General features: G+C 66.2%; 9 protein-coding genes and 1 pseudogene. 5 read left to right on the forward strand and 5 right to left on the reverse strand.

The annotated features are described in order from the left end of the window. The first annotated feature begins 34 nt into the window (after positions 1-34). Genes IPM49_09140 through IPM49_09155 form a run of 4 tightly spaced genes read left to right on the forward strand, consistent with a single transcriptional unit; the run spans position 35 to position 6,023 of the window. Complete coding sequence (locus tag IPM49_09140; GenBank protein MBK9274690.1) at positions 35-3,508, forward strand: gliding motility-associated C-terminal domain-containing protein; 3,474 nt, start codon at positions 35-37, stop codon at positions 3,506-3,508. Between the two features lie 33 nt (positions 3,509-3,541). Next, positions 3,542-4,255, forward strand: coding sequence for a polyprenol monophosphomannose synthase (locus IPM49_09145; GenBank protein MBK9274691.1), 714 nt, complete (start codon positions 3,542-3,544; stop codon positions 4,253-4,255). After that, positions 4,252-5,592, forward strand: coding sequence for a dihydroorotase (locus tag IPM49_09150; GenBank protein MBK9274692.1), 1,341 nt, complete (start codon positions 4,252-4,254; stop codon positions 5,590-5,592). Before IPM49_09145 ends, IPM49_09150 begins: the two co-directional genes overlap by 4 nt. Next, positions 5,589-6,023 (forward strand): DUF4296 domain-containing protein, encoded by a 435-nt coding sequence (locus IPM49_09155; GenBank protein MBK9274693.1) that lies wholly within the window; start codon positions 5,589-5,591, stop codon positions 6,021-6,023. The genes IPM49_09150 and IPM49_09155 overlap by 4 nt, the downstream gene beginning before the upstream one ends. On the opposite strand, the gene IPM49_09160 is transcribed toward IPM49_09155, so the two are convergent. Next, positions 6,001-7,008: an NAD-dependent epimerase/dehydratase family protein gene (locus tag IPM49_09160; protein MBK9274694.1), complete on the reverse strand. Its 1,008-nt coding sequence runs from the start codon at positions 7,006-7,008 to the stop codon at positions 6,001-6,003. The genes IPM49_09155 and IPM49_09160 overlap by 23 nt on opposite strands. A 57-nt stretch (positions 7,009-7,065) precedes the next feature. Here IPM49_09160 and IPM49_09165 point away from each other — a divergent pair, with 57 nt between their 5' ends. Continuing rightward, positions 7,066-8,337 carry a tyrosine--tRNA ligase gene (locus tag IPM49_09165; GenBank protein ID MBK9274695.1) on the forward strand — a complete coding sequence of 424 codons (1,272 nt, stop codon included), beginning with the start codon at positions 7,066-7,068 and terminating at the stop codon, positions 8,335-8,337. 824 nt (positions 8,338-9,161) lie between these two features. On the opposite strand, the pseudogene IPM49_09170 reads toward IPM49_09165, so the two are convergent. The 4 genes and pseudogenes from IPM49_09170 to IPM49_09185 form a co-directional block, all read right to left on the reverse strand. Further along, positions 9,162-10,385 (reverse strand): annotated as a pseudogene (locus tag IPM49_09170) (IS256 family transposase). A 103-nt stretch (positions 10,386-10,488) separates the two neighbouring features. After that, positions 10,489-11,601 carry a hypothetical protein gene (locus IPM49_09175; GenBank protein MBK9274696.1) on the reverse strand — a complete coding sequence of 371 codons (1,113 nt, stop codon included), beginning with the start codon at positions 11,599-11,601 and terminating at the stop codon, positions 10,489-10,491. Positions 11,602-12,479: 878 nt separating this feature from the next. After that, entirely contained in the window at positions 12,480-13,967 is a 1,488-nt protein-coding gene (locus IPM49_09180; protein MBK9274697.1) for a hypothetical protein, read from the reverse strand. Next, positions 13,964-14,572 (reverse strand): T9SS type A sorting domain-containing protein, encoded by a 609-nt coding sequence (locus IPM49_09185; GenBank protein ID MBK9274698.1) that lies wholly within the window; start codon positions 14,570-14,572, stop codon positions 13,964-13,966. The genes IPM49_09180 and IPM49_09185 overlap by 4 nt, the downstream gene beginning before the upstream one ends. Positions 14,573-14,864 lie beyond the last annotated feature (292 nt).

Consider the following 14,864-nt stretch of genomic DNA (forward strand, 5'->3'; position numbering starts at 1 on the left):
TCAGGCAGGCATCTACACCTACACCCTCGCTGCGTTGGCGCCCTGCCTCGGCGATGCCAGCACCGTCACGGTCACCATCACGAGCACGCCGGACGCTGGTATCGATGGTGCGATCACCGTCTGCGACCAAGGCGCGGCCGTGGGCCTCTTCGCGCAGCTGGGCGGCACGCCCGATGCCGGCGGCAGCTGGACCGATCCCCTCGGCAACGCGCACAGCGGCAGCTTTGATCCGAGCACCGATCAGGCAGGCATCTACACCTACACCCTCGCTGCGTTGGCGCCCTGCCTCGGCGATGCCAGCACCGTCACGGTCACCATCACGAGCACGCCGGACGCTGGTATCGATGGTGCGATCACCGTCTGCGACCAAGGCGCGGCCGTGGGCCTCTTCGCGCAGCTGGGCGGCACGCCCGATGCCGGCGGCAGCTGGACCGATCCCCTCGGCAACGCGCACAGCGGCAGCTTTGATCCGAGCACCGATGCGGCCGGTGTCTACACCTACACCCTTGCTGCGTTGGCGCCCTGCCTCGGCGACTTCAGCACCGTCACGGTCACCGTCACAAGCACACCGGACGCTGGCGTGGATGGCGCGATCACCGTGTGTGATCAGGGTGCGGCGGTGGGCCTTTTCGCGCAGCTCGGTGGCACGCCCGATGCCGGCGGCAGCTGGACCGATCCGCTCGGCAACGCGCACAGCGGCAGCTTTGATCCGGGCACTGATCAAGCAGGCGTCTACACCTACACCCTCGCTGCGCTGGCGCCCTGCCTCGGAGATGCGAGCACCGTCACGGTCACCGTGAGCTCGACGCCGGATGCTGGCATCGATGGCGCGATCACCGTGTGTGATCAGGGTGCGGCGGTGGGCCTTTTCGCGCAGCTCGGCGGCACGCCCGATGCCGGCGGCAGCTGGACCGATCCGCTCGGCAACGCGCACAGCGGCAGCTTTGATCCGGGCACTGATCAAGCAGGCGTCTACACCTACACCCTCGCTGCGCTGGCGCCCTGCCTCGGCGATGCGAGCACCGTCACGGTCACCGTGACCTCGACGCCGGACGCTGGTGTGGACGGCGCGATCACCGTCTGCGACCAGGGTGCGGCGGTGGGCCTTTTCGCGCAGCTCGGTGGCACGCCCGATGCCGGCGGCAGCTGGACCGATCCGCTCGGCAACGCGCACAGCGGCAGCTTTGATCCGGGCACTGATCAAGCAGGCGTCTACACCTACACCCTCGCTGCGCTGGCGCCCTGCCTCGGAGATGCGAGCACCGTCACGGTCACCGTCACGAGCACACCGGACGCTGGCGTGGATGGCGCGATCACCGTGTGTGATCAGGGTGCGGCGGTGGGCCTTTTCGCGCAGCTGGGCGGCACGCCCGATGCCGGCGGCAGCTGGACCGATCCGCTGGGCAACGCGCACAGCGGTTCCTTCGATCCCAGCACCGACCCTGCAGGTGTGTACACCTACACGGTACCTGCGACCGCACCCTGCCAATCGATGAGCAGCGTGGTGCTTGTCGCGGTGGAGGATGCTCCTGATGCGGGCTTGAACGGTGCGTTGACGGTCTGCGCCGGCGACCCGGCCGAGCTGCTGTTGCCCCAGTTGGGTGGCACGCCCGATGCGTCGGGCACGTGGACCGATCCGAACGGTACGGCTTTCGGCGGCCTGTTCGATCCCGGCGCCGACCCTGCGGGCACGTACACCTACAGCGTAGCGGGCATCGTATGCGCCGCGGCCATCGCCACGGTGCAGGTGACCGTGCTGGCCGGTCCGGATGCGGGTGCGGACAACACCCTTACGGTGTGTTCCACGGGAGCGGTCACGGACCTCTTCACCGCCTTGGGCGGCACACCGGATCCGGGCGGCACATGGACCGATCCGAACGGCGGCGGTTCCAGCTCCAGCTTCGACCCCACCAACGATCAGGCCGGCACCTACACCTATACAGTGAGCGGCAACGGCCAATGCCCGGATGACGCGGCCACGGTGACCGTCGTGGTGCAACCCGCCGCCTTCGCCGGCACAGCGGGTGCGCTGAGCCTGTGCTCGAACGGTGTGGTGACCGACCTCTTCGCCCTGCTGGGTGGCAGCCCACAGCCAGGTGGCAGCTGGACCGACCCGAACGGTGCGCCCATTGGGTCCTTCTTCGATCCCGCGACCGGCACACCGGGCACGTACACCTATCTGGTGAGCGGTCTGCTTCCCTGCCCCGATGCCAGCGCCACGGTGCTGGTGGACGTCACCGAGGCCCCTGACGCCGGCCAGGATGCCGTGGTGACCTTGTGTTCTGCGGACGGTCCGCTCGCGCTCACCGGCCTGTTGGGCGGATCACCCGACGCGGGCGGCACCTGGAACGGCCCGGGTGGAACGAGCATCGGCGCACAGGTGGATCCGGCCACCGCCGCGAACGGGAGTTACCTCTACGTGGTGGCCGCAGCAGCACCCTGCACGAACGATACGGCCGTCCTTGCTCTGACCGTCCAACAAGCGCCTGATGCCGGCACGGACAACACGGTGAGCGCCTGTGCGGACGCGGCCCTGATCGACCTCGCTCCCCTGCTGGGCCCTGATGCGGACGCGGGCGGCACCTGGACCGACCCGAACGGTCTGCCGATCACCGCGGTGATCGATCCGGCCTCGGCCATCAGCGGCATCTACATCTACACCGTGAACGGCGCGCCGCCCTGCACCGACGCGCTCGCCACGGTGCAGGTCTCGATCATTCCCGTCCCCGACCCGCAGGTCTTCATCACCCTGAGCGATGGATGCGCCCCCGCACTGGCGGACCTGAGCACCGACCATCAGGGCCCGGGCAGCTTCCAGTGGGATCTGGGCAACGGCCTCACATCGGACAGCGCGACCGTCACAGGGGTGCTGTACGATCAGCCGGGCACCTACACCATCACCCTCACCATCGATGCGGGCAATGGCTGCAGCACCACGGTGGACCTGCAGGACGCCGTGGCGGTGTTCGAGCGGCCGGAAGCGGCCTTCACGATGCTGCCGCCCGTGGTGAGCACCCTGGACCCGTCGGTGTACTTCAACAACACGAGCACGGGAGCCTCGGCCTACAGCTGGGACTTCGGCGGCCTGGGCAGCTCCACCGCCACCGATCCGGTGTTCGACTTCCCGGACGCCCTGGAGGGGCTCTACGACATCTGTTTGGTCGCGTACGCTGCGCCCACCTGCGCGGACACGGTGTGCCAGCCCATCACGGTATCGCCCGAACTGGTGGTGAACGTGCCGAACGCTTTCACACCGGATGGCGACAACACGAACGACACGTTCAAGCCGGTGACGATCGGGGTGGACCCGGACCAGTACGTCTTCCGCATCACCGACCGCTGGGGCCAGGTGCTGTTCAGCACCAACGATCCAGAAGGCGCATGGGACGGCCGGTACCCCAATGGTGAGGAGGTGCAGCAGGGGGTGTACATCTGGCAGCTCGAGGCCAAGGGCAGTGCCACCACCGCCCGCATCGCCCGCACAGGCCATGTGACCCTGGTCCGATAGGTCCCCGGCTATCTTTGGCCCTCATCCTGCACGGTGCCCGAACGGCTGGTCATCATCCCCACGTACGACGAGCGCGAGAACATCCGGGAGATCCTGGACGCGGTGCTCGCCTTGTCGCCGGCGTTCCATGTGCTGGTGGTGGATGACAACAGCCCGGACGGCACGGCCGCGCTGGTGAAGGAGCACCGCGCCACCGACCCTTCGCGCATCCATCTGCTGGAACGCAGGGGCAAGCTGGGCCTGGGCACCGCGTACATCGCCGGCTTCAAGTGGGCGCTGCAGCACGGCTATGCGTACGTGTTCGAGATGGACGCCGACTTCAGCCACGACCCGAAGGACCTGCCCCGCCTCCATGCCGCGTGCGCGGAAGGCGGTGCGGACATGAGCGTGGGATCGCGCTACGTGAAGGGCGGCCGCGTGCACGACTGGAGCTGGGACCGCGTGCTGATGAGCAGCATGGCCTCCCTGTATGTGCGCGCCGTGCTCTGGCTGGGCGTGCGCGACACCACCGCGGGCTTCGTGTGCTACACCCGCCGCGTGCTGGAGGCGCTGCCCTTGGACGAGATCCGCTTCGTGGGCTACGCCTTCCAGATCGAGATGAAATACCGCGTGAAGCGCCTCGGCTTCCGCATCGCCGAAGTGCCCATCACCTTCCGCGACCGGCGCATGGGCAAGAGCAAGATGAGCATGGGCATCTTCAACGAAGCCTTCTTCGGCGTGCTGCAGATGCGCCGACGCATCCCATGAGCAGTTCCACCCTCATCCGCGGCGCCTCGGTGGTGAACGAGGGCCGCACCGTACAGGCCGACGTGCTGTTGCGCGGCGGCCGCATCGAACGCATCGCACCCGAAGGCATCGGTGCCGCCGCCGGGGCCCTCGACCTGGAGGCCACCGGGCATTGGTTGCTGCCGGGGGTGATCGACGACCAGGTCCACTTCCGCGAGCCCGGCCTTACGCACAAGGACGACATCGCGCACGGTTCGGCCGCTGCGGTCGCCGGGGGCGTCACCAGCTACATGGAGATGCCCAACACCCAGCCGCAGACCCTCACCCAGGAGCTGCTGGAGGAGAAATACCGCCTGGGCGCCACACGTTCGGTGGCCAACTACTCCTTCTACATGGGTGTGGGCAGCACCAACCTGGACGAGGTGCTGCGCACCGACCCCCGCACCGTGTGCGGCCTCAAGGCCTTCCTGGGCAGCAGCACCGGCGACATGGTGATCACCGACGAGCGCGTGCTGGACGAACTGTTCCGCAAGGCCCACATGCTGCTGGCGATCCACGCGGAGGACGATCCCACCATCAAGGCGGAGCTGGACAAGGCGCTGGCGCGCTACGGGCCGGACATCCCCATCACCGAGCACCCGCACATCCGCAGTGCCGAGGCCTGCCACCGCTGCAGCAGTGCCGCCGTGGAGCGCGCACGCGCGTTCGGCACCCGCCTCCATGTGCTGCACATCAGCACGGCGCGCGAGCTGGAGCTCTTCGAGCCGGGGCCCTTGGAAGGCAAGCGCATCACCGCCGAGGCCTGCGTGCACCACCTGTGGTTCGACGAGGAGGCCTACCGCAGCAAGGGCGCCCTGGTGAAGTGGAACCCCGCCATCAAGACGGCGGCCGACCGCGAGGCCATCCGTGCGGCCGTGCGCGAGGGCCGCATCGACGTGGTGGCCACGGACCACGCGCCGCACACCCTGGAGGAGAAGGCCCGGCCCTACACCCAGTGCCCCAGCGGTGGCCCGCTCATCCAGCACAGCCTCGTCGCCATGCTGGAGCTGGCCCGGCAGGGCGTGTTCACCGTGGAACAGGTGGTGGAGAAGCTCTGCCATGCACCGGCCCGGATGTTCGCCATCGCCGGACGCGGCCACATCCGCGAAGGCTACGCCGCCGACCTGGTGCTGGTGGACCCCGACGCACCGTGGACGGTGGACCGGGCCGGGCTGGAATACAAGTGCGGCTGGTCGCCCTTCGAGGGGCAGCGCTTCCACGCCCGCGTGCTGCGCACCTGGGTGAACGGCCACCTGGCCTATGCCGACGGACGCGTCCGGCACGAGGTCCGCGGCGAACGCCTGCGCTTCGACCGATGAGCGTCCTGCACATCATCCACGGCCGCCTGTTCCGTGCAGCGCTTCGGCCGCTGCACCTGCATCGATGGACGAAGGCCTGGCCCCTGCTTCTGGCCCTCTCCGCCTGCACACCTGAAGGGCCGCCGCCGGACGTGCTGCCGCGCGACCGCTTCGTCACCGTGCTCGCCGAGGCCCAGCTCATCGAGGCGCGCGTGAACCGCGAAGGCGCTGTGGAGCACCGCAGCAACGAACGGGTGGACGCGTACTACACCGAACTGTTCACCCGCGAGGGCATCACCCGCGAGCAGTTCCGCCACAGCTTCGACCACTACGCGCAGGACCCGGCCGTGCTGAAAGGCATCTACGGCGATGTGATCGCCGAGCTCAGCAAGCGCAAGGACGAGGCCATGAACGCACGGCCGGACAGCCTCACGCCGGGCGGGCATCCATGAGGGACACCGTGTAGCGCACCGCCTCTTCCGAGGAGCGCAGGGTGAGGCCCAGCCGGCGCCGCAGCTTGCTGTCGTCGAAGCGCCGTTGGCGCAGGGAGGTGCGCGTCGTATCACGCGTGATGAAGGGCCTCCCGCGGAACAGCAGGGTGCGCAGGCGCTCCACGCGCCAGGCCAGCTCCAGCATCCACGGCCGGATGGGGCGGGTGGGTGCGGGCTTGCCGAAGGCCGCGCAGAACAGGCCGAACAGCCGCTGGTAGGTGATGGCCTCGCCGGCGATCAGGTAGCGCTCCCCCGCGCCCGGCTCACGAAGAAGGCGCACGCAGGCCTCGGCCACATCGCGCACGTCCACCACGCTGGTGCGTCCCGGCGGATACCACCGGGTGCCCCTCCGCAGCCGGTCCGCGATGGTCCTGCTGCTGCGCCCGGGCAGGCCGGGCCCGATGATGAGGCTGGGGTTCACCAGCACCGCATCGAGCCCCTCGGCCACCCCGCGGTGCACCTCCAGCTCGGCCGCGTACTTGCTCACCGCGTACACCGAGCGCTCCTCGTCCTCGGCCCAGGGCGTATCCTCGGTCACCGGTGCCCCATCGGTCGCCGTGCCCAGCGCCGCGATGCTGCTCACGTGGCACAGCCGCTCCACACCGGCCTCCAGCGCGGCGTTCACCACGTGGGCGGTGCCCTCCACGTTCACCTCCAGCAGGGCCTCGTCGTCGCGCGGGTCGAAGCTCACCAGCGCGGCGCAGTGCACCACCTGCCGCACCCCGTCCATCGCCGCGGCCAGGGACACGGGGTCCAGCACGTCCCCTTCGCACCAGTGCACGCGCGCCAGAAGCTCGCCGCCGTCGGGTTCGCGCCCCAGCAGCCGTTCCACGAAGCGTCGGTCGCTGCCGGCCCGCACCAGGGCCCGCACGCGGTGGCCTTCCCGGCATAGGGCCAGCACCACATGGCTGCCCACGATGCCCGTCGCCCCCGTCACCAGCCGCATGGGCGCAAGTTAGCCGCCACCGGGCCCCGGCTATCTTTGCCGCCTTCCGCCATGGCCATCGACTTCCTTCACGAACTGCGCTGGCGCGGCCTGCTGCACGAGGCCACCCCCGGGGTGGAGGCGCTGCTCGCCGCGGGGCCCGTCACCGGCTACATCGGGTTCGACCCCACGGCGGACAGCCTCCACGTGGGCAATCTGGTGCCCATCATGATGCTCGTGCACTTCCAGCGCTGCGGCCACATCCCCGTCGCCCTCGTCGGCGGCGCCACCGGCATGGTGGGCGACCCCAGCGGCAAGAAGGCCGAGCGCCAGTTGTTGGACGAGGACACCCTGCGCCACAACACCGCCTGCATCCGCGCCCAGCTCGCCCGCTTCATCGACCTCGACCGCGGCGGCGCGCAGCTCGTCAACAACTACGATTGGTTCAAGGACATCGGCTTCCTGGACTTCATCCGCGACGTGGGCAAGCACATCACCGTCAACTACATGATGGCGAAGGATTCCGTGAAGAACCGCCTGGAGACGGGCATCAGCTTCACGGAGTTCAGCTACCAGCTGGTGCAGGGCTACGACTTCGTGCACCTGCACCGCACCCTGGGCGTGCGCCTGCAGATGGGCGGCAGCGACCAATGGGGCAACATCACCACCGGCACGGAGCTCATCCGGCGCATGGGTGGCGGCGAGGCCCACGCCATCACCAACGTGCTCATCACCAAGGCGGACGGCAGCAAGTTCGGCAAGAGCGAAGGCGGCAACATCTGGCTCGATGCCGGACGCACCAGCCCCTACCGCTTCTACCAGTTCTGGCTCAACACCAGCGATGCCGACGCCGAGCGCTACGTGCGCATCTTCACCACCTGGGAGCAGGCCGATGTGGAGGCCCGCATCGCCGAGCACGCCAGGGCCCCGCACCTCCGGCTCTTGCAGAAGGCGCTCGCCGAGGACATCACGCGGCGGTTGCATGGGCAGCAGGAGCTGGACAGCGCTGTACAGGCCACGGCCCTCATCTTCGGCCAGGCCGGTCCCGAAGCGCTGAGCAGCTTGTCGGAACAGCAATGGACGGACGTGTTCGACGGTGTTCCACAGGCCGAAGTGCCCCGCGACCTGCTCGCGGCGGGCCTTCCCGTGGTGGACCTGCTCAGCGAGCGCACCGGATTCCTGCCCAGCAAGGGCGAGGCCCGGCGGGCGCTCCGCGAAGGTTCCATCTCCCTCAACAAGGCCAGGGTCGCCGAGGATCGGAACGTCACCGCAGCGGACCTGTTGGGGGGGCGTTTCCTGCTGCTCCAGCGCGGCAAGAAGAACTACTTCCTGGTGAAGGCGGTCGGCTGATCCGATCGACTCCCCTCCCTACACCGTCCTCGCGAGCCCGGCTCTGCGGGCGAAGGGATCTCCCCTTCCCACACCGTCATCGCGAGGCGGGCATTTGCCGCTGAAGCGATCTCCCCGGTTGTGAACCAGCCCCTCTCAAGGGAGACTGCCACGGCGCTCCACCTACCGGCCCATCGCAGCGCCTCGCAGTGACGAGAACTGGAATTGCTCAGCGTCCTCTGCCTCTCTGCGTGAGTTCGTGTCCACCGCTGCCGTCAGGCCGCCACCCAACTTTCTTCCTGGCTCTTTCTCCTTGTTCCTTCTTCCTTCCTGCTCCCACCGCTCAAGGGAGACTGCCACGGCGCCCCACCCACCCGTCCATCGCAGCGCCTCGCAGTGACGGTCTGGAAATGCGCTGCACTCTACCTAACACGTCATCGCGAGACGGGCATTTGCCGCTGAAGCGATCTCCCCTTCCCAGCCGTCATCACGCGGTCCGGTCCAGCGGTCGGAGGCTGGAGGCCTGTGGCCGGAAGCCGGAGGCCGAGTCCACTGTTGCCGTCAGGTCGCCTCTTCTTTCAGCTTTCAGCTTTCATCTTTTCCTCCCTGGCTCTTCCCCCTTCTTCCTTCTTCCTTCCTGCTCGCCTCATCCCACGGTCCGGCGGTCGGAAGCTGGAGGCTGGTGGCCGGAAGCTGGAGGCCGAGTCCACCGTTGCCGTCAGGTCGTCTCTTCTTTCGGGTCTGTTAGATAAAGTGTGTCATCATCGTTATTGCTGATGATGTTGATGTTGTTGGGTTTTGAACGAGGGGGTCCGGGGGAGACTCAGAACCTGTTGATCGGTGTTGATCGCCTGTGGATCGAAGCGTGGGCCGAAGAGCAGGCGTAGCTCGGCGGCTATCTCCCTCCAAGCGAAGATGGGCTTGGCGGCCATTTTCTCCACGATGCGCTGCTGGGCCAGATAGAGCAGCTTGAGCAGGGCCATGTCGTTGTCGAAGACGCGCTTGGTCTTGGTGTACTTGCGCAGCTGAGCGTGGAAGCCCTCGATGGGATTGGTGGTGTAGATGAGCCGCCGGATGCGCTCGCTGTAGCGGTACTGGCTGGCCAGCAGCGGCCAGTTGGTGTGCCAGGAGCTCACCGCCTGCGGGTAGCGTTCCCCCCATTTGTCGCTGAAGACCTCCAGGGCATGCAGCGCTTGCTGCTCACCAGGGGCCCGGTAGATGGCCCGCATGTCCTTGACCACCTCCTTGTAGTGCTTGTAGCTGACGTACTTCAGGGTATTGCGCACCTGGTGCACGATGCAGAGCTGGATATCGCTCTGTGGGTACACCAAGGAGATCGCGTCGGAGAAGCCGCTCAGGTTGTCGATGCATGCGATCAGCATGTCCTCCACGCCGCGTTGGCGCAGGTCGCCCAGCACGCCCAGCCAGAACTTGGCCCCTTCGCTCTGCCCCACGTACAGGCCCAGCAGGTCCTTGTGGCCATCGGGGCCAACGCCCAAGGCGGTGTATACGGCCTTGTTCACCACGCGCCCTTCCTGCTTCACCTTGAAGTGGATGGCATCGAGCCACACGATCGCGTAGCGCGCCTCCAAGGGCCGCTGCCGCCAGGTCTGTACATCGGCGATCACCTGGTCGGTCACCGCGCTGATCGTGGCCTCGCTCACCTCGATGCCGTACAGGTCCCGCACATGGTCGCTTATGTCGCGCTGGCTCATCCCAAGCCCGTAGAGCTTGATGATCTTCATGTCCAGCTCGGCGTTCAGCACGCGCTCGCGCTTGGGCAGCAGCACCGGGTCGAAGGTTCCCTCACGGTCGCGCGGCGTGGCGATCTCCACCTCTCCGTGGGCGGTCTTCACCCGCTTGCGCCCATGTCCGTTGCGCCGGTTACCTCCAGGCGGCTCCTCGGCCAGGTGAGCGCTCAGCTCGCCCCGTAGCGAGGCCTCCATCAGTCGCTTCACCAGCGGGGTCAGCACCCCATCGCTGCCGCTCAAGGGCTTGCCCAGTAGCAATTGCTTCATGGCCTCCTTCTCGAAGGCTTCGTAATCGAACTTGTCCGTCTTGTCCTCCATGGGTCAGGTGTTGAAGTTCGCAATCCGGCCTGACACACTTTACTGAACAGTCTCCTTCTTTCAGCTTTCAGCTTTCCGCTTTCCGCTTTCCGCTTTTCCTCCCTCACTCCACCACCACCTTCCCCCCGCTCAGCCACCGCGTCGCATCCAACAGATGCACATGGTAGAGCCCGGAGGGCAAAGAGGAAACTGGAAAGCTGAACGCTGAAACACCGTCCGGTAGCGCATGCTCCTGCACCAGCCGCCCAGCCGCATCCGTCAGCGCCAGGCGAAGCGGACCGCGCAATGCAAAGCCTGCTGGAAGGTCGATCGCCACGTGCAGCTGCCCCTGCGCATGAACAGGGTTCGGCCACAGCCGCAGCGCATCCCGCAGGTCCGTCACCTGCTCCTGCACCCCGTCGAACACCTGGCAGCCCGGCACCAGGCACCCGAAACTGTCCACCTTCACCAGCCACGCGTCCTGGCTCACCAGCGCGCTGTCAAAGGCCGTTCCTGCCAGGATGAAGCCCCCGTCCAGCGTGCGGCGCACATCGTAGGTGTAGTTGGGCAGGTCCGTGGTCTGGTAGTAGCGCTTCCACAACAGGGTGCCCGTGCTGTCCAACCGCGATAGCATACCCACCTGCACGCCGTTCAAGGTCTGCCCGCCGCTCACCACCAGGTCGCCGTTGTCCATCTCAATGGGCTTGGCGAAATAGACGCCGAACCAGGGCGGGTCCGGGTCCGGCGCGGACCACACCTCATCGCCATTGGCCTCCAGCAGGTACATCACGGGGCGAATGTTAGATCCGCTGCTCACCCGTTCGCCGCCTGCCAGGGCGATCCGCCCGTTGCGCAGCACGGTGGCGAAGCCGATGTTGTCGCTCCACGGGCTGCCGTAGCTGCGCTGCCATTGCAACTGCCCCATGGCGTTCGTCTTCATCACGTGCAGGTCGTACTGCCCGCCGCTCTGCACCTTGTAGCCCGCGAGGATATAGCCACCATCCGCCGTGGTGTCGATGCTGTAACAGGATTCCGCACGCTGCGCATCCCCCAATCGCCGGGTCCAGAGGGTATCCCCAGCTCCATCAAAACGGGCCAGCAGGAACTGATGGGAGGTCTGCACCGAAAGGCCCGCTGCGCAGCTACCACCGTCCCCGGTGAGGCATAGGTCATAGAATGCATCAAAACCGGTCCAGCCGACTCGGGTGGTCCAAAGCGTGTCACCCTCTTGATCCATTCTGCTCAACATCCCATCTTCTTCGTTGGCACCGCCAGTATCCAGGATCCAAGCCGCAAGCCAATCCCCCCCGTCCATGTTCGCCATCGCCGCGCCTGTGCCCAACCAAGCCGAAGGAAAGCTCAATTGGCGAGTCCACGCAGTATCACCATTGGCCTCGACCTGTTGCATGCGTACGTGCCCTGCACCAGCAGTATTCCAAACCATGAATGTTCTGTACGTGGTATCCGGATAGACCAACAAACTTCCACATACATCCGGGCTACCAACTTCGCTCCCATCGTACGTGCGCATCCACCGCTGGGTCTGTGCCCACGTGGTGGCCCCCAAGGCCAAGGCCAGCACCGTCGTTAGGGTCCGGTATTTCATCGGGGTAGGATCACCACGCGGTGCTGTTCACGGCGGCCGTCGCTCAGCACCAGATCGGCGATGTAGGCACCGCTAGCCAAGGTACGCGTGCCGGTGTTCCCGTCCGCTCCAGGGAGACTGCCGCGGCGCCCCACCCACCGGCCCATCGCAGCGCCTCGCAGGGTCGGTGCGGAGGTGCCCTGCGTCCTCTGCCCCTCTGCGTGAGTTCGTGTCCACCGCTGCCGTCAGGTCGCCTCAGCCTCTTGACTCAGAGGACTCCCGACTCAGAAGACTCCCGACTCCCTCCGCACCCTTTTCTACAACGTCATCGCGAAGCGGGCTCTACCGCTGAAGCGATCTCCCCATCCCAGCGGTCATCACGCGCTCCGGTCCGGCGGTCGGAGGCTGGAGGCTGGCAGCCGGAAGCTGGAGGCCAAGTCCACCGCCGCCGTCAGGTCTTCTCTGCTTTCAGCTTTCAACTTTCAGCTTTCCGCTTTGCCTCCCTCACTCCACCCCGTCTTCGCGCAAGCCTACGGCGGAGACACCACCACCTTCCCCCCGCTCAGCCACCGCGTCGCATCCAGCAGATGCACATGGTAGAGCCCTGCTGGCAAAGAGGAAACTGGAACGCTGAAAGATGAAACACCGTCCGGTACCGCATGTTCCTGCACCAGCCGCCCGGCCGCATCCGTCAGCGCCAGGCGCAGCGGACCGCGCAATGCAAAGCCTGCTGGAAGGTCGATCGCCACGTGCAGTTGCCCCTGCGCCTCAACAGGGTTGGGCCACAGCCGCAGCGGATCCCGCAGGTCCGTCACCTGCTCCTGCACCCCGTCGAACACCTGACAGCCCGGCACCAGGCACCCGAAGCTGTCCACCTTCACCAACCACGCGTCTTGGCTCACCAGCGCGCTGTCAAAGGCCGTTCCTGCCAGGATGAAGCCCCCGTCCAGCGTGCGGCGCACATCGTAGGTGTAGTTGGGCAGGTCCGTGGTCTGGTAGTAGCGCTTCCACAACAGGGTGCCCGTGCTGTCCAACCGGGACAACATCCCCACATGCACACCGTCGATCGTGGTCTGTCCACCGCTCACCACCAGGTCGCCGTTGTCCATCTCAATGGGCTTGGCGAAATAGACGCCGAACCAGGGCGGGTCTGGGTCCGGCGCGGACCACACCTCATCGCCATTGGCCTCCAGCAGGTACATCACGGGGCGAATGTTAGATCCGCTGCTCACCCGTTCGCCGCCTGCCAGGGCGATCCGCCCGTTGCGCAGCACGGTGGCGAAGCCGATGTTGTCGCTCCACGGGCTGCCGTAGCTGCGCTGCCACTGCAGCTGCCCGTTGGCGTTCGTCTTCATCACGTGCAGGTCGTACTGCCCGCCGCTCTGCACCTTGTAGCCAGCGAGGATGAAGCCACCATCTGCCGTGGTGTCGATGCTGTAGGCATTCTCCCCATGTTGGCTGCTTCCTAATCTCTTTGTCCAAAGGGTGTCGCCGAATGCGCTTAGGCGCACAATGAAGAATTGGTTCTCACCATCGCTGTGCAATCCTGCAAGCGCGGCACCACCATCACTGGTCAATGTCATCGCATTATACCCTTGTGATCCGGTCTGTTCAAGCCGAATGCTCCACAGGCTGTCGCCGCTTTCCGTAAAGGCCTGCACGAGTGCATCAGGGTCCTGGTTTCCACCAGGGGTAAGCCCCCCCGCCCACAACCACGTCCCATCCGCTCGCACACCAACACATCTGGACAGTCCGCAGTGCAAGGTGCCTGCGCTATGGCTAGTCGGTTTCCACCACAACAGTTCGCCGCTCGTGTCTAGCCCACATGCAACGGCTACACCTGTGCCGCCGATGTTGTACCGCACGATCGTCCGGTAGGTGCTGTCCGATGCCTGATCCACTCCGCCGATCAGGTCCGGACCACCTGCCCCGTTCAGCAGCCGCATCCAGTGTTCATCTTGGCCCAGCACCATCATGGTGAGCAGCTGTAGTAGCGGGAACAGCACATACCGGCTCATGGTGCGGTCAGGATCAAGCGGAGTTGCTCAACCTGTCCATCCGCTTGTTCAACCACAAGCAAATAGAGTCCCGGTTGTGCCGGTCCCGGGTCATAGTGCCCTTTGTCATGCTTCAGCCGTAGCTCGCGGCCTTCGGTGCTGTACATCCGGATGGACCGTATGACTGTTCCGTCTTCGTGCATCACGCCGAACGTCCCAGTGGTCGGATTCGGGTACGCTGCGAGCGCTGTCCCAGCCCAAGGCTGTTGTACTGCTTCCATGCTCCTTATCCCCGGCAGATCGTCATTCAACTTCCAGGGACAGCGCATATAGGGCTCCCGCGTCACCTGGCGCAACAGCGCCTTGGGGGCCATCGCACCGTAGGGATCGGCTTCGATCAGCTCCCGTAGCCAGGTCACGTAGGCCGGGTCCTCCTGGCTCAGACCTGCCAGCACGCTCAACCGCAGTTGGTACAATTGGGTGGTCAGGCTGGGGTCGCTTCCTTCTTCGGCTAGGAAAAGCCGAACGACCGGGGCCGTCGCACATGCTTCACACCCCGTCACCGGGGTCGTCAACAACGCCAGGTGCCATATCAAGTGTGTGGTCACAAGCATCGGATGCAGCATGGCACTTCCAAGGTAGGTCGTTCGGTCGGGTCCTGCGCATCACCTCGCTATTGAAGGCAGGGTAGCGATCTCCCCTTCCCACACCGTCATCGCGAGGCGGGCATTTGCCGCCGAAGCGATCTCCCCGGTTGTGAGCCAGCCCCTCTTAAGGGAGACTGCCGCGGCGCTCCACGCACCAGCTCGCGCAGCGCCTCGCAGTGACGATGCGGAGGTGCTCTGCGTCCTCTGCCCCTCTGCGTGAGTGCTTGTCCACCGCCGCCGTCAGGTCGCCACAGCTTCCTGACTCAGAAGA

The organism is Flavobacteriales bacterium (assembly GCA_016715895.1).
Taxonomy (GTDB): Bacteria; Bacteroidota; Bacteroidia; order Flavobacteriales_F; family PHOS-HE28; genus PHOS-HE28.